Genomic DNA, 15,935 nt, shown 5'->3' with positions numbered 1-15,935 from the left:
GACGATTAAATGGGTTTGGTTGGCCTAGCGCGGCATCAGGCCGCCGAGGCCGTGGCGCATCAGGCCCTTCTTGCCGAGCTTGTTCATCTGCTTCATCATTCGGCCCATCTCCTGATGCTGCTTCAGGAGCTTGTTGACCTCCTGCACCGTGGTGCCGGATCCGGCGGCGATGCGCTGCTTGCGCGAGGCCTTGATCAGCTCAGGCTTGCGCCGCTCGATCTTGGTCATCGAGGAGATGATCGCCTGCTGGCGGCCGAGAAGCTTGTCGTCGAGCTTGGCGCCGGCGAGCTGCTTCTGCATCTTGCCGATACCGGGCAGCATGCCCATGACCCCGCCGAGGCCGCCCATCTTCTGAAGCTGCTTGAGCTGCTGGGCGAGGTCGTTCAGGTCGAACTGCCCCTTCTGCATCCTGGCGGCAAGCTTCTCCGCCTCTTCCTGCTCGATGGTCTCGGCCGCCTTCTCGACCAGGCTGACCACGTCGCCCATGCCGAGGATGCGGCCGGCGACCCGGTCCGGATGGAAGTCCTCCAGCGCGTCCAGCTTCTCGCCGACGCCGAGCAGCTTGATCGGGCAGCCGGTGACCGCGCGCATCGAGAGCGCCGCGCCGCCGCGGGCGTCGCCGTCGATGCGGGTCAGCATGATGCCGGTGAGGCCGACGCGCTCGTTAAAGCTCTTCGCCACGTTGACCGCGTCCTGACCGGTCATCGCGTCGGCGACGAGCAGCGATTCCACCGGTTTGACCGCGTCGCGCACCGCCGCGACCTCGCCCATCAGCTCGTCATCGACATGCAGCCGGCCGGCGGTGTCGAGCATCACCACGTCATAGCCTTCGAGCCGCGCCGTCTGCATCGCCCGGCGGGCGATCGCCACCGGCGGCTCGCCGGGCACGATCGGCAGAGTGGGGACATCCGCCTGGATGCCGAGGATGGCGAGCTGCTCCTGCGCGGCGGGCCGCCGCGTGTCGAGCGAGGCCATCAGCACCTTGCGCTTGTCGCGGGTCTTCAGCCGCAGCGCGATCTTGGCCGTGCTGGTCGTCTTGCCCGAGCCCTGCAGGCCCAGCATCAGCACGGGCACCGGCGCCGGGGCATTCAGATTGACGCCCTTGGACTCGGCGCCCAGCGTCTCGACCAAGTGATCATGGACGATCTTGACGACCATCTGGCCGGGGGTGACGCTCTTCACCACCTGCTCGCCGACGGCCTTCTCCTTCACCCCGGCGACGAAGTCCTTCACCACCGGCAGCGCCACGTCGGCCTCGAGCAGGGCCACGCGCACCTCGCGCAGCGCGGCGTCGACATCGGCCTCGGACAGCGCACCGCGCTTCCGCAGCCGGTCGAACACCTCGCCCAGTCGATTGCTTAGGTTTTCAAACATGCTTCGTCCAACCACCGTGAATCTGCGATCGAGAGTCGCCGTACCCCCAACGCAAAAGCGCATTAACGCCCGTGCGCGACACTCGCGGACGGGCGGAGCCCCTCGGGGCCGGAATTCCTTGCTGTAGCAGGCGAACCGGAACGTAGGCGCGCCGTTTGGCGGAGTCAAGGCGATTGCAGCAGCCTTAATCCCCCCCGACCACCTGTTCGCCTCAGCGTCCGGACAGACCGAATCAAGCCGTCAAGGAATTTTACAATTCATACCTCAGCAGGTCGACTGCTTTCGATAAGTAACTATAAGAAAACAACATAATAATTTGGCACAAATTTTGCAATACGTCCGTCGTTCTGAAATTTTTTAATAAGGGGGTGGCTAAAATGGTTAATATTAGGGGGCTTACGCGGTCGGTTATACTGGCAGCCGCGGTTTCCTTGGGTTCCTGGAACACAATCGGATCCACTGCTCATGCGGCCGTGATCACGAATGGTTTTACTTTCTCCGTGGCCAGCCACGGGGATACATCCTTCGGGACTCACTTTCACTCCAGCACCGGAGGAGAGTTCGGGAACCCGGCCGGAAAGGCTGAGGTCGGCCGGTACAACGACGTATCTAACAACGAAGAGGTCCGCGGACTTTCCGAATATAATCTGACGGGCCTTTCGAACACCGCCAGCGCTTTCGTGAGCTTCGAGGTCTTCGACGACGGAGGGTTATTCGAAGGAGAGAACGATTTCCCGTTCGACGGAAGCATCTCGATCTTCGCCTATTCCGGAAACAATACGGAGAACGTCGCCGACTATCACGCGGCGTCCATCGGTACCGTCGGCTCCTTTCTGACGAGCGGGCTTGTGATCGGCAACACGCTCAGCTTCGACATCACGTCGATTTTCAATGACCTTATCGATGCGGGCGCCACCTCCCTGGGTATTCGGCTCGCGGCATCGCCGCTTCCCGACCGTGGCGCCTGGACGTTCGACAATTTCCGCCTGACCACCGAAGATCTGACGACCACACCCGTTCCCGAACCGGCGACGCTCGCTCTCCTGGGCGTCGGCCTCGCCGGACTCGGTCTGATGCGGCGGCGTCGCCGCGCCTAAGGTCTTCCGCGAAGCGCCGGTCCCGCGCGGACCGGCGCATTTCCCTGTGCCTGCCATGGCCCGGCGCGGGTAGGAGCGCGGGAAATCCCATTAGACTCCGGCCCGATCTCGCGCCATATAGCAGGGCATCATGGGCGCGCTGAGTTTTACCAAGATGCATGGGCTGGGCAACGACTTCGTCGTTCTCGACGGGCGGGTGCGGCCGCTCGACCTTACGGCGGCGCAGGCGCGGGCGATCGCCGACCGGAAGACGGGGATCGGCTGCGACCAGTTGATCCTGCTGGAACCGGCGCGAAATGGCGCCGACTTGCGCATGCGCATCCGCAATGCCGATGGCGGCGAGGTTGAGGCCTGCGGCAACGCGACCCGCTGTGTCGCGGCGCTGCTGATGGCCGAGCGGCAGACCGACCGGGTGACGATCGAGACCGAGGCCGGGCTTTTGACGGCGGAGGCCGCCGGGGCAGACCGGATCGCCGTCGATATGGGGCCGGCGCGGCTCGACTGGCAGGAGGTTCCGCTGGCCGCGGCGGCCGACACGCTGCATCTCGACTTGGCCGAGGGGCCGCTGGCCGACCCGGTCGCGGTCAATATCGGCAACCCGCACGCCGTCTTCTTCGTCGAGAATGCCGAGGCGATCGACCTTGCCCGGATCGGGCCGGTGCTGGAGCGCCATCCGATGTTCCCGGCGCGCGCCAATATCGAGGTCGCCACGGTGCTGTCGCCGACCCGCATCCGGATGCGGGTGTGGGAGCGCGGCGCCGGCATCACCCGGGCCTGCGGCACCGGCGCCTGCGCGACCCTGGTGGCGGCGGTGCGACGCGGCCTGGCCGAGCGCAAGGCGGAGCTGCGGCTCGACGGCGGCGCGCTGGAGATCGAATGGCTGGAGAACGGCCATGTCCGGATGACCGGGCCGGCGGCGCGCAGCTTCGCGGGCAGGATCGACGAGTCGCTGCTGGCGGGAGGCGGTCATGAGTGAGCCACAGATCCTGACTTTCGGCTGCCGCCTGAACGCCTTCGAGTCCGAAGTGATGCGCGAGCACGCGAAGAGCGCCGGCCTCGCCGATACGATCATCGTCAACACCTGCGCCGTAACCGCCGAGGCGGAGCGGCAGGCCCGGCAGGCGATCCGCAAGGCACGGCGCGACCATCCGGAAGCGCGGATCATCGTTACCGGCTGCGCCGCACAGATCGACCCGCAGGGCTTCGCCGCGATGCCCGAGGTCGACCGGGTGCTGGGCAATGAAGAGAAGCTGAAGGCCGAGAGCTTCGGCGCAGCGGGTGAACATCGGCGCGTGGCGGTCAACGACATCATGAGCGTGCGCGAGACCGCCAGCCATCTGATTTCCGGTTTCGAGGGCCGGACGCGCGCCTTCGTCCAGGTCCAGCAGGGTTGCGACCATCGCTGCACCTTCTGCATCATCCCCTATGGCCGGGGGCCGAGCCGCAGCGTGCCGCTGGGCGAGATCGTCGCGCAGGTCCGCGCGCTGGTCGAGGCCGGCACCCGCGAGGTGGTGCTGACCGGCGTCGACATCACCGCCTATGGCGCCGACCTGCCCGGCCGGCCGACGCTGGGCCAGATCGCGCGGCGCCTGCTGGCACAGGTGCCGGAGTTGCCCCGGCTGCGGCTTTCCTCGCTCGATCCGGTGGAGGTCGACGCCGACCTGATCCGGCTGATCGAGGGCGAGCCGCGGCTGATGCCGCATCTGCATCTGAGCCTGCAGGCCGGCGACGACATGATCCTGAAGCGGATGAAGCGCCGCCACAGCCGGACGGACGCGATCGCGTTCTGCCGGCGGGCGCGTGATCTTCGGCCGGATATCGTGTTCGGCGCCGATCTCATCGCCGGCTTCCCGACCGAGACCGAGGCGATGTTCGAGAACAGCCTGGGGCTGGTCGAAGAGTGCGACCTCACCTATCTGCATGTCTTCCCCTATTCGGCGCGGCAGGGGACGCCGGCGGCGCGGATGCCGCAGGTCCCAGGTGCGGCGCGCAAGGAGCGGGCGGCGCGCCTGCGGGCGGCCGGCGATGCGGCGCGACATCGGTTTTTCGCAGCGCGCCGGGATCGGGACGCCGCCGTCCTGGTTGAAAAGACCGTGGACGGACGGTCCCACGGCCATAGCGAGCATTTCGCCCCGGTGCGGATCGACGGCGAAGCCGCACCCGGGGCGATCGTGACCGCCCGAATCACCGGCGTGACCGAGCAGGAACTGATTGGGCAGAGAATCGGATGAGCGAGACCGAGACCACACAAGAGGCGGCCGCCAAGCGCGGCTGGTTCGCGCGCATGCGCGAGGGCCTCAGCCGGTCCTCCAGCCGGCTGAGCGAGGGCATCACGGGCATCTTCACCAAGCGTCGGCTCGACGACGCGACGCTGGAGGAGCTGGAGGAGCTGCTGATCGCCGCCGACCTCGGCGTCACGACGGCGGCGGAACTGACGGCGACCCTGCGCCGGAACCGCTTCAACCAGGAGGTCACGCCGGAGGAGGTGCGCGCCGCGCTGGCCGAGGAGATCGCCAAGATCCTCGAACCGGTGGCCGAGCCCTTCGAACTCGATCCCGCGAAGAAGCCGCAGGTGATGCTGGTGGTCGGCGTCAACGGCAGCGGCAAGACCACGACCATCGGCAAGCTGGCCAAGGCGCTGCGCGAGGAAGGCAAGTCGGTGATGCTGGCGGCCGGCGACACTTTCCGCGCCGCCGCCGTCGAGCAGCTCAAGATCTGGGGAGACCGGACCGGTGCGCCAGTAATCGCGCGCGAGACCGGCGCCGACGCCGCGGGCCTCGCCTATGACGCGCTTGTCGAGGCACAGCGGGCGGGCGTGGACCTGCTGCTGATCGACACGGCCGGCCGGCTGCATAACAAGGCCGATCTGATGGCCGGGCTGTCCAAGATCATCCGCGTGCTGCGCAAGGTCGACGAGACGGCGCCGCATGACTGCCTGCTCGTGCTCGACGCAACGACGGGGCAGAACGCGCATCAGCAGGTCGAGGTGTTCCGTGAGATCACCAACGTGACCGGCCTGGTGGTAACGAAGCTGGACGGCACCGCCCGCGGCGGCGTCCTGGTTGCGCTCGCCGAGAAGTTCAAGCTGCCGGTCCATGCGATCGGTGTCGGCGAGGGCGCCGACGATCTGCGTCCCTTCGAGGCCCGCACCTTCGCCCGCTCGCTGATGGGGTTGGACTCTTAAGCCTTCGCGCGCTGAGAGGTCAGAGTGCCGCCTGCCCGGCGGCATAGGGCGACTCTTCCGCACCCGGATAGCGCGGCGGCCGGATATCCGCCGGCGGCTGCGTGTCGGTGTCGTACCAAGCCCGATTCCGCAGACGAATGTATTCCAGCGGGTCATGACTGCAAAAGACCTCCACCGGTTCCGGCTGCGCTCGCGCCAGCCCGCGCAGGCGATGCTGGTTATGCAGGCGCGCGCGTCGGTCGACCTCCATCATCCGTTGATAGGCACGCAAGCCGGGCGGGCAGGACGGGGCCGCCGGATTCATCTCCTCCACGTGAAAGTAGGCATCGCCGGCATGCAGCAGCCAGCGGTCCGGCAGCCGGATTACAACGCCGCTGTGGCCCCAGGTGTGCCCGATCAATGGGACCAGCAGAATTTCCGGCGGCAGGCCGTCGAGGTCGCGTACGCAGTCGAACCCGAACCAGGGCTCGCCGCCCGCCCCATAGTTCCGCCAGCGGACATGCTTGTCCCATTGCAGCGGCCGATAGCGCTGGCGGGCGATGAAGCCGCGGCGCCCTTGGCTTGCCGCCTGCAGTTCTGCACCGAGGAGATGGACCACAGCCTCCGGAAAGTCCTCGATCCCGCCGGCATGGTCGAAGTCCAGATGGGTAAGGACGATGTGGCGAACATCGGTTGCCCGGAAGCCAAGCTGCTCGATCTGGTGCAGCGCGGTCTGCTCATCCTGCAGCCGGATGCCGTTCAGCAACAGGAAGAACCAGCCGAGCCGCGGCCTCGGCTTCCGCACGTCGCGCAAACCGATACCGGTATCGACCAGAACCAGCCCGTGGCGGTCCGTCTCGATCAACAGGCAATGGCAGACGAGCCGGCGCAGGCTGGGATCGCGGCGCCAGCCATACATCAGGGCTCCACCCCAGGGACACATGGTCCCGCAGCTCAAATGATGAATGCGCATGATCTGGCTCCCGCCGATGGCGAATAGAACAGCGGAGCCGGGGTGCAGTTCCCGAAATTACGCGACCAGGGGCTAACCCTGATCGCGGCGGAGGCCGGCAAGCAGCGCGAGCGCGGCGAAGCTGACGGCGAGCGTCAGCGGCAGGCCCTCGGGCCCGAGAAGCCGCATGGCGCCGCCGGCCACCGGCGGGCCGATGATGCCGCCGATGCCCCACATGAAGGCGAAGGCGGCGTTGCCGGCGAGCAGCAGGGCTCCGGTGAACCGATCGCCCAACTCCGCCAAAGCCACGGTGAAGACGCCGAAGGCGACGGCGCCCCACAGGATCAGCAGCGGCCAGAGTACGACCGGCACGGTGATGGAGAAGGGCAAGGCCAGGCTGCCGGCAACGGCGAGCACGGCGCAGCCGATCATGACAGCGCGGCGCGACAGGCGGTCGGAGAGCCAGCCGATCGGGTATTGCAGCAGCACATTGCCAATGGCCAGAACGCCGACGATCGCCGCGGCTGTGGCCTCGCCCAGCCCGTGGCGCAGGGCGTAGATCGGCAACAGCGACAGCACGGCCTGATCGAACAGCGCCAATATGGCGACGGCCGTGAGGAGGACGGGGGCAAGCGGCAGGAAGCGCAGCAGCGTCGGGCCCTGTTCGTTGGCGAAGGCGGGCAGCGATCTGCGGGCGAGGAACAGCAGCGGCAAGGAGGCGAAGGCGGTGCCCGCCCCGATCAGGAACGGCGCCCACCCGTCCGGTCCGGTGAGCGATAGCGTGAAGGGGCCGGCGGCGAAGCCGCCGGAGAGGACGGTCGCGTAAAGCCCCATGACCCGGCCGCGGACCTTGGCGGTCGAGAGCTGGTTGATCCAGGTTTCGCTGACCACATACAGGCCGTTGATTCCGATGCCGAGGAGGAAGCGCAGCAGGAACCATAGGGTGAGCGAGCGGGTGGCGCCGAGCGCCAGCAGTACCAGCCCGGTGAGAGCAATCGAGGCGACAACCACCTGCCACGCGCCGAAGCGCTGCGCCACCTTCGGGATGACCAGCGAGAAGGCCAGCAATCCCAACGGCGTCATGGCGGCGTTGAGGCCGATCAGGGCCGCGTCAACGCCCTGCGCCTCCAGCACCAGCGCGAGCAGTGGGTAAGTGAGACCCATCGTGACCGCGAAAATTCCGAGCGTCACGATGACGGCGGCAATGGCGAGCCAGGGGACCGGGCCGGCCTCCGCGACATCGCGACGGCCGACAGCGGCGGCCCGTTCGGACGATCGGTCGAAGGGCAATACGAACCTCTTCTGCTTTCCGGCGAGCCGGTTCATTCCGGCCAAGCGTGGAATGCCTGCTTGTTACCAACTTTCGTGGAAAGTTGGTACAGCAGTTGATCTTGCCTCAGGTTGAATTTCAGCTTGGGTTGGAGAGCGGGCATCGACCGGCAAGGCGCCTGAACATTTTCTAGTTCCGCATGTCGGATCGGGCGCCCCTCGGTCGTCCTCTGGTTGCCACACTACTGGGGGAGCGGTGATGACGTTCGGAGCGACACAAGGGCGGATCGGCATCGGCCCGCATGAGAGTCCGACCTGCAGCCGCCGGCTGCTGTTGGTCGGAGGCGCACTAATGGCCGCGGGTCTCGGCCGCAGCGATAGGGGGTTCGCGATGGAAAACAAGGAAATGACTGGAAACAGCGGCTATGCGACGGTCGACGGCCTGCGTGTCTATTACGAGCTGCACGGCGGAGCGCCGGACGCCGGAGAAACACCGGTCGTGCTGCTGCATGGCGGGATGATGTCGATCGATACGGCCTTCGCCGACGACCTGCTTCCCCGCCTCGCAGGCACGCGGCCGGTGATCGCCATCGAGCAACAGGGGCACGGGCATACCGCCGACCGCGAGGGTCCGGCGAAGGTCGACCGGATGGTCGACGACACGGCCGGCGTGCTGACGCATCTGGGGATCAGGCAGGCCCACTTCGTCGGCCACAGCCTGGGCGGAATGATCGCACTCGGCATGGCGGTCCGCCATCCGGACCTGGTCCGCAGCATCACCCCGATCAGCGCGACCTACACCCTTGAGGGGATGCTGCCCGAACTGGTTCAGATGCAGCGCAACCCGGCGCACCAGCCCTCGGCCGACCTGATCCCGCTTCTGCCGACCGAAGCCGACTTCATCGCCTGGCAGGCGAGCTACCAGCGCAACGCCCCCGATCCGGCTGTGTTCGACCGCGTGCTGGCCAAGCTGAACAAGATGCTGGCGGAATGGGAAGGCTGGAGCCAGGCCGAACTTCGCGCCGTGCGTGCGCCGGCCCTGCTCGTCATCGGTGACAACGATTTCGTGCGGATCGAGCATGCCGCGGAGATGGCGCGCCTAATTCCCGACGCCCAACTTGCCGTCCTGCCGGGCACGACGCATATGAACATCATCGACCGCGGTGCCTGGCTCATGCCGCTGATCGAGGCGCGGTTGGAGTCGAGCTAGGCGCAACCCAGCGGTTCGGGACCGCCGGACCGCTTCCCCGCCTGCCCGCGACGGCAGGCGGGGAAGCGGTCGAGCCCTAGAAGTTCCCTGCCTCCCCGACAGGATTGCCGCGGGCGTGGAACGCGGCGTGGCCGCGCGCCTCGTCGTAATGCGAGAGCGCCCAGCGCACCGATGGGAAGGCGATGTCGTCCCACGGGATCTCGTCCCAGCGGAACAGCCCGACCTCGGCGCTTTCCGGGCCGGCGGAAATGTCGGGCGAAATCAGGCGGGCGCGATAGATCACCTGGACCTGACTCAGCCGCGGGATGCTGTAGACGCCGAGCACACCCTCGAGCTCGATGCGCGCCCGCGCCTCCTCCCACGCTTCGCGGAGCGCGCCTTCGTCCGTCGTCTCCTGCAGTTCCAGATAGCCGGCCGGCAATGTCCAGAAGCCGGCGCGCGGGTGGATCGACCGTCGGCAGAGCAGGATCTTGTCCTCCCAGCCGCAGACCGAACCGACGACGACCTTCGGGTTCTCGTAATTGACGAAGCCGCAATCGGTGCAGACCAGCCGCGAACGATTGTCCCCTTCGGGAACGCGTCGGACGAAGCTACCCGGAAAAGTCCCGGGCGGTGTTCCAGCAGACTCGGACATGGGGCTAATGTGGCGCGCAGAGCCTGATCAAGCAAGCCGATCCGGGCGGGTCGAAGCCCTACGGCTTGATGATCGATCCATCATCGGTGCCGATGAAGCCGCCATCGACGGTATAGCTCTTGCCGTCGGTCACCGAGAAATTGCCGACCGTCGCGGTTATCGGATCCGGATTCGTGAACCTCACCAAGACGCCGTCGGCCGTGCCGTTGAGCGGTCCGTTCTGATCCATCTCGGTCAACGTGCCACTGAACATGCCGACGAGCCGATGGTGGGTGCCGGACTCGCTGACCGTGCCGCCGAAGGCGCGGCCGTCGAAGTCGGTGATCGACAGATCTCCCGTGCGGCTCGCGAAGTCGGCCGTCAGCGAGAAGTCGCCATCCGCAACGCGGAGCGTGCCGCCATCCTCCACTGTTCCGATGGCGAAGCCCGTGAGCGTTGCCGTTCCTGCCGCCGGAAGCGGCAACGGGTCGAGGTTCGCAAGACCGAACTGAGCGCCGATCGCATCGAAATCGACCGACACGCCGCCGCTACCGCCGCCGATGGCGTCGATATCGGTGAGGTCGAAGGATTGGCTTGCCTCAGTCGCTTGGACGGCATCATCGGTGGCGGCCGGATCGGCGATCTCCGCCGTGGCGGGATCGGCCAGCCGTTCAGTCACCGCAAGGCTGCGCCGCGACGGGTCGTCGATCGTACCGGGCTGGACGCCGGAGCCGATCGTGACGATGGCCGTCCGCGCGACCCGCGCGTCGGTCGGCGTTTCGCCGGCACCGCCGGACTCGCCCTCGGTGCCTTCGAGGCCGTCCAGAATGGCGGCAATCTCCTCCGGCGAAGCCGGCTCGATCGCAGTCAGGGCGCCGTCCGGCCGCACCGTCACCTTATAGCCGGGGCGCTGCAGCCGCGCATCGCCGCCTGCGGCCGAGGCGACCAGAAGCTCTTCTCCATAAATGAAGATCGCAGTGGTGGTTCCGGCTCCGTCGACCCGGAACAGGGCGACGCCGCCGCGGATGCTGAGGACCGCAGTCGGCGTGCGCAACTCGACCGGATTGGTCTTGCTGATCCGTCCTCCGACATAACGGAACACACCCTTCGCCAGGCTGCCGGCGAGCTCCCCCGAGCCGGCTTCGGGATCGAACAGGAAAGCGTCGATGACGAGGTCGGAATTAGGGCCCACGGTCAGCGACGATTCGTCGATGAACAGGATCTGCGCCTGCCCCCGATCGGTCGTGGTGATCCGCTCGCCGAAGACGATGTCATAGCCGATCACCAGGGTCCGCTGGCCGAAGGTCTGGGAGAATCCTTTCGTCGTCGGATTGACCGCGGCGGTCACGCCGACCTCGACCTCCTGCGCCGAGGCATCCTGTGCCAGCGCCGCGCCGGCAAGAAGCAGACCGAGACTACCCAATCGTCGACGCATCGATATCCTTCCTTCTGCTAGAAGCTCCAGGCCGCGCCGACGGTCGCCGACCAGTTGTCATACTCATAATTCGGCAGGTTGCTATCGACGACGAACCGCTGGAGATTGACGATCAGCGACCAATCCTCGGCAAGGCCGATATCCGTCGCCACACCCAGTCGCCACTCCCGATCGGACCGCTTGACGGTCGGATCGACCAGAGGATCGGATGCGTCGTAATCGGTCCAGATGCGCCCCGCGGAAAGGGTCGTCACCCACGGCAGGCCGGTCAGCCCGAACGGCGCCTGGTACTGTTTGGTGTAGCCGACGAACAGGCGATATTCGCGGTTCGAGGCGAAGGCGGCATGCAGCGATTCGTCGCTTAGCCCGACCGTCGCGGAGAAGAGGCTGGTCGGAGTCAGCGCATAGGCACCGCCGAGGTCGAACACCCATTCGTGGCCGTCGCGATCATGCGCATTCGGCCGCTTTCGGGTATCGTTGTAGTCGCGGTCGAGATAGGCGCCGCCGCCGGTCAGGCGCAGCCGGTCCCAAGGCAGGTAGTCCGCCTCGAGGCCGGCGCCCAGCGTCCGGAAATAGGACTCGTCGTCCAGCCATACGTAATTGGCGATGCTATAGGGCCGGATGGTGGCGCCGTCGAGAAAATCGGGAAGCAGCGCGAAGCGCGGGCCGCTTGCCAGCTCGAGGAGCCCGGCATCGAGCTGCTCCTCGTCCTCGTGACGCGAGAAATAGCCGGTCGCCGTCGTCTCGAACCGCTCGTCCGGCCACTGCGTGCCGAGGTCGTAACTGTGGGTCGCGCGCGCCGAGAGGAACATATTGGCGTCGCTCTGCTCAGTGAAGGCATCGTCCAGCCGGCCGGTGCCGCCGAAGACCCTTACCTCGGGCGAGGCGGGGCCGGCATTCGCGTTACTCTGCCAACGGCCACCGAAAAGGACCGCGCCGTCGATGCGGTGGCGGGCCGTGCGCTCGTCGATCTCGTCGAGATAGGTCCGCGCCCGGTGGCGCACCGGCTCCGGCACCGCTTCGCTTTCGAGCGCCCGGACCAAATAGCTGCGCGCGAGATCATAGGAACCGAGGCGGTAATAGAGGGCGCCGAGCTCCAGCCGCACCCGCGGCAGATCGGGGTTGAACAGCAGCAGCCGCTCGAGCGCCGCGATCGCGGCCTCGTAATTCTCGAGCCGGATCGCCAGCTCCGCATAACGGAAGACGAGATCGAGATCGGCCGGGCGGCGGAGCATCTCCTGAAACGCCGACTCATAGGCGCGCTGGAGAACGGCCTGATCTGTGGAGGGCCGAGCGGCTGCCGCGTCAGCCCCCTGATCCGCGGCCATACCGCAGATTGCAACGAGGAGAAGACATGGAAAAAGAATGGCACGCCGAGCGCGCCGACCCGGAAAGCTGCGCATAAGATGACGCCCGATCTTGTTTTTTGTCGGAAGGCGGCCGACCGATATCGCCGCCATCCTTCGTTTTGGTCAGTCAAAAACTATGGGTGAGGAGCCGAAACGGCGCGGGACCGAGCAGCAGCGCCGCTCGCGACGCCGCGTGCTGAATCTCCCGCCTGCCTTAAGTGACGGCGCCCCGTGGCGACGATACTGCATGCAGCAATATTTCCTCGCCAGCGCCATTACATAGCATGGAAGAAAGGGATAAGAAAATTGAATCTCAATTACTTGCGGTTTTCGATGCGTCGGATCACTCCCATCCGGCGGCATCGGCCCGGTCGGTGCCCCGCCGCGAACCTGCCGACGGCGGAGCAGGCGCACCCGAAATATAGGACGGAACGCTCAAGTTTAGCGGTAATGGTTTCTTAAAATGCCTATGTAATGCTGCCTAAATACAAAGGCCCTCATGTGCGTCTTTGACATGTCGGCCGATGCGTGCCGCCGCCGGATCATGCGGCCTTGCAGCCCTTGGCGCTCCACCGTCGGAGCGATCGACGCACGAAGGGCTTCGAGCGAAGCCCGATGGACCGGTTTTCGGCGAAGCCAGGTCCGGGAACCAGGCCGCAGGACGTTACCGGTCGGGCAATGATGGCTGCATGAGGACAACAGTGATCCAATGGCACCGACGATGGCAGACGCAAACCATCTGCTTGGCCTAGCGCGCGACAAGTCCGTCGAGGGGCGCAAACGCCTTGTGGCTATCGTCGCCGACCTGCTCTCGGAGCGGGAGACGGTCGTCACGGCGCAGGAACGCGTCTTAATGACCGATATCCTGAAGAAGCTGATCCACGACGTCGCTTTGCCGGTGCGGCGCGCACTCAGCGAGCGACTGGCGACGGCCGGCAATGTTCCGCACGAGATCGTCGTCACTCTGGCCAATGATGAGATCGACGTCGCCGCGCCGATCCTGCTGAAGAGCGATGCGCTGCTGGACATCGAGCTCATCGAGATCGTCCGCCACCGGTCGCTCGACCACCAGCTGACTGTCGCAATGCGGCGGACGGTGACCGAGCCCGTGTCCGACGCACTGGTCGAGACCAACAATGTCGACGTCATCAAGACGCTTCTCGAAAATCCGAACGCACGGATCTCTGAGGCGACGATGGCCTACCTCGTCGACCGGTCGAAGACCGTCGACAGTTTCCAGGAGCCGATCCTGCGGCGGCGCGACCTCAGCCCGAGCTTGGCGAAGAAGATGTATTTCTGGGTCTCGGCGGCCCTGCGCCAGCATATCGTGGAGAGCTTCGACATCGATGTGACGGCGCTGGACAATGCGATCGAGGCGGTCACGGCAGAGGCGCTGAAGAAGGTCGCGGAGGACGCCGACCCGGCCGACTCCGGCGCGGCCATGGTGCTGGCCCGACGGATCGCCGAAGCGAACGAGATCACGCCGCAACTGCTGATCCAGACGCTGCGGCAAGGCGAAATCCCCCTGTTCGAGGCGCTACTCGCCCAATTGAGCAAGCTTAGGCTGACCTTAATTCGGCGCTTTCTCTTCGAGCCCGGCGGAGAAGGCCTTGCCATCGTCTGCCGAGCAATAGATATTGATAAGTCATTATTTGCCTCGATCTTTCTGCTGAGCCGTAGGGCGCGGCCCAGTGACAGGGTTACGGATCCACGGGAATTGTCGCGGATATTGGCACTGTACGATCGAATCACGCCGGAGGCGGCCAAGACCGTCCTTGCACGCTGGCGTCGCGACCGAAGGCTGCTCTACGCCATCAAGCAGGTTGAGGAGACCCGGAGTGACGACGCGGCGACCTGATGTCACCGAGGTCGCGGCGCCTCAGGTTGCTCCCGGGGCCTCCTCCCAGACGTCTTTACGGGCGGCCGATAATATTCTTTGGGCCGAGTCGCTGGAGGAACAGGCACCCCCGCCGGGTATCCTGCGCGAGATCTTCAAGAAGGAGCTTCTCGACCACGGACCGGCGATCTATGTCGGCGACCTCAACGGAACGATCATCTGGGCGAATCTGGGGTTCCGCCGCCTGGTCGCGGCGGCCATGGGCGAGCCGAAGAACGGTGACACCCTCCTGCCCACGGACAAAATCGCCGCGGAAGTCCTGCTCCTGGAAAGCATGGTCTTCCGGGAAGACACCGTGGCCATCGGGCAAACGGTCCAGCATCTACGCTCGCGACACCTGCCGCTGCATGACGAGGCCGGCCGGATCGTCGCAATCGCCGGCATTGTCCAGACGGCGCCGGAAGATTCACAGCAGATCGAGACCCTGGCGCGAACGCGGGAGCGCCTCGACGACATCACGCGGCTCGTCTCAGATTGGATCTGGGAGACGGACACCAAGCTCACCCTCACCAGCGTCTCGCATCGGGTCATTGAGGTTCTCGGCTTCCATCCGCGTGAGCTGATCGGCCGCAATTTCCTCTCGCTCAGCGGCAGCGGCACGAACCATTCGACGATCGAGCAGCGCTTTGCGCAGCAATCGCCGTTTCGCGACCTGCCCTTCGAGGCCCTTACCAGAAACGGCGAGAGCAAGCTCTTCCTGCTGAACGCGGTGCCGGTCTTCTGCAACAAGAGCGGCGCCCTGATCGGCTTTCGCGGCACGGCGTCGGACATCACCGAACTGCACAAGCGCGAGTTGGGACTGCGAACCGCCAAGGACATGGCGGAGATGGCGAGCCGGGCGAAAACCGAGTTCCTGGCAAATATGAGCCACGAGCTGCGGACGCCGCTCAATGCCATCATCGGCTTCTCCGAGATCATGCAGATGGAGTTGCTCGGTCCGGTCGGCACCCGGCAATATCAAGAATATGTCGGCGACATCCATGACAGCGCCCGACATCTTCTCGAAGTCATCAACGATATCCTGGACGTTTCGAAGATCGAGGCGGGGAAGGCCAATCTGATCGAGCAGGAGGTGGATGTCCTGCGCATCTTCGAGGCCGTGCTCCGGCTGATCCGCGAGCGAGCGACGAGAGCGGAGGTAGCGCTGGTGAGCGCGGTCGCACCCGATGTGCCGTTGCTCCGCGCCGACGACCGCAAGCTCAAGCAGGTGCTGATTAACCTGCTTTCCAACGCCGTCAAGTTCACACCGGCCGGCGGGCGGATCGAGCTTTCGGCAAGGCTCGACGAGAACGGCGACCTGCTGATGGCGGTGGCGGACACGGGTATCGGCATCGGCCCCGGGGATCTGGAACGGGTCATGGAACCGTTCGGCCAGGTCGACAGCCGGCTTAACCGCAAATATGACGGCACCGGGTTGGGCCTGCCGCTGACCCAGGGTCTGGTGAGCCTGCATGGCGGCAGCATCGATCTGAAGAGCGAACTCGGCGCCGGCACAACGGTGACGGTCCGGCTTCCGGCGGAGCGCCTGATTCCGGCCTGACGTTTCTGGCCTGACGTTCGACGGCATTGCGCGGCA

Annotated in this window: 13 protein-coding genes; 7 read left to right on the top strand and 6 right to left on the bottom strand. The window is 65.8% G+C overall.

All coding sequences use genetic code 11. The annotated features are described in order from the left end of the window. Positions 1 to 24: 24 nt before the first annotated feature. Positions 25 to 1,374, bottom strand: a complete 1,350-nt coding sequence (ffh, locus tag DT069_RS17920) for a signal recognition particle protein (RefSeq protein ID WP_119461678.1) — start codon at positions 1,372 to 1,374, stop codon at positions 25 to 27. 680 nt (positions 1,375 to 2,054) lie between these two features. On the opposite strand from ffh, the gene DT069_RS25025 reads away from it, so the two are divergent. From DT069_RS25025 to ftsY, 4 genes are all read left to right on the top strand, one after another. Beyond that, positions 2,055 to 2,471 (top strand): PEP-CTERM sorting domain-containing protein, encoded by a 417-nt coding sequence (locus DT069_RS25025; RefSeq protein WP_425450351.1) that lies wholly within the window; start codon positions 2,055 to 2,057, stop codon positions 2,469 to 2,471. A gap of 130 nt (positions 2,472 to 2,601) precedes the next feature. Next, positions 2,602 to 3,447 carry a diaminopimelate epimerase gene (gene dapF / locus DT069_RS17910; RefSeq protein WP_119461676.1) on the top strand — a complete coding sequence of 282 codons (846 nt, stop codon included), beginning with the start codon at positions 2,602 to 2,604 and terminating at the stop codon, positions 3,445 to 3,447. After that, a complete protein-coding gene (mtaB, locus tag DT069_RS17905; protein ID WP_119461675.1) occupies positions 3,440 to 4,702 on the top strand; it encodes a tRNA (N(6)-L-threonylcarbamoyladenosine(37)-C(2))-methylthiotransferase MtaB in 1,263 nt (420 codons plus the stop codon). Before dapF ends, mtaB begins: the two co-directional genes overlap by 8 nt. Then, positions 4,699 to 5,655 carry a signal recognition particle-docking protein FtsY gene (gene ftsY, locus DT069_RS17900; RefSeq protein ID WP_425450350.1) on the top strand — a complete coding sequence of 319 codons (957 nt, stop codon included), beginning with the start codon at positions 4,699 to 4,701 and terminating at the stop codon, positions 5,653 to 5,655. Before mtaB ends, ftsY begins: the two co-directional genes overlap by 4 nt. A gap of 19 nt (positions 5,656 to 5,674) precedes the next feature. Here ftsY and DT069_RS17895 read toward each other — a convergent pair whose 3' ends face one another. Then, entirely contained in the window at positions 5,675 to 6,607 is a 933-nt protein-coding gene (locus DT069_RS17895; RefSeq protein WP_119461674.1) for an MBL fold metallo-hydrolase, read from the bottom strand. A gap of 72 nt (positions 6,608 to 6,679) precedes the next feature. Beyond that, positions 6,680 to 7,912, bottom strand: coding sequence for an MFS transporter (locus tag DT069_RS17890; protein WP_119461673.1), 1,233 nt, complete (start codon positions 7,910 to 7,912; stop codon positions 6,680 to 6,682). Positions 7,913 to 8,114: 202 nt separating this feature from the next. On the opposite strand from DT069_RS17890, the gene DT069_RS17885 reads away from it, so the two are divergent. Further along, positions 8,115 to 9,065 (top strand): alpha/beta fold hydrolase, encoded by a 951-nt coding sequence (locus DT069_RS17885; RefSeq protein WP_119461672.1) that lies wholly within the window; start codon positions 8,115 to 8,117, stop codon positions 9,063 to 9,065. Between the two features lie 76 nt (positions 9,066 to 9,141). On the opposite strand, the gene DT069_RS17880 is transcribed toward DT069_RS17885, so the two are convergent. From DT069_RS17880 to DT069_RS17870, 3 genes are read right to left on the bottom strand one after another with little or no spacing between them, the layout of a single operon-like run. Further along, positions 9,142 to 9,699, bottom strand: coding sequence for an NUDIX hydrolase (locus DT069_RS17880; protein WP_119461671.1), 558 nt, complete (start codon positions 9,697 to 9,699; stop codon positions 9,142 to 9,144). Positions 9,700 to 9,757: 58 nt separating this feature from the next. After that, complete coding sequence (locus DT069_RS17875) at positions 9,758 to 11,113, bottom strand: FecR family protein (RefSeq protein ID WP_119461670.1); 1,356 nt, start codon at positions 11,111 to 11,113, stop codon at positions 9,758 to 9,760. 17 nt (positions 11,114 to 11,130) lie between these two features. Then, on the bottom strand, positions 11,131 to 12,348 hold the full coding sequence (locus DT069_RS17870) for a tetratricopeptide repeat protein (RefSeq protein WP_162913266.1): 1,218 nt from the start codon (positions 12,346 to 12,348) through the stop codon (positions 11,131 to 11,133). A gap of 835 nt (positions 12,349 to 13,183) precedes the next feature. On the opposite strand from DT069_RS17870, the gene DT069_RS17865 reads away from it, so the two are divergent. Further along, positions 13,184 to 14,320, top strand: a complete 1,137-nt coding sequence (locus tag DT069_RS17865) for a DUF2336 domain-containing protein (RefSeq protein ID WP_162913265.1) — start codon at positions 13,184 to 13,186, stop codon at positions 14,318 to 14,320. Continuing rightward, on the top strand, positions 14,301 to 15,899 hold the full coding sequence (locus tag DT069_RS17860; protein ID WP_119461667.1) for a PAS domain-containing sensor histidine kinase: 1,599 nt from the start codon (positions 14,301 to 14,303) through the stop codon (positions 15,897 to 15,899). The genes DT069_RS17865 and DT069_RS17860 overlap by 20 nt, the downstream gene beginning before the upstream one ends. Positions 15,900 to 15,935: the final 36 nt, after the last annotated feature.

It is taken from the genome of Virgifigura deserti (assembly GCA_003576685.1).
In the GTDB taxonomy this organism is placed as follows: Bacteria; Pseudomonadota; Alphaproteobacteria; order Dongiales; family Dongiaceae; genus Virgifigura; species Virgifigura deserti.
Note: the sequence above shows the minus strand (reverse complement) of the source record. Positions and strands in the feature narration are given on the sequence as shown.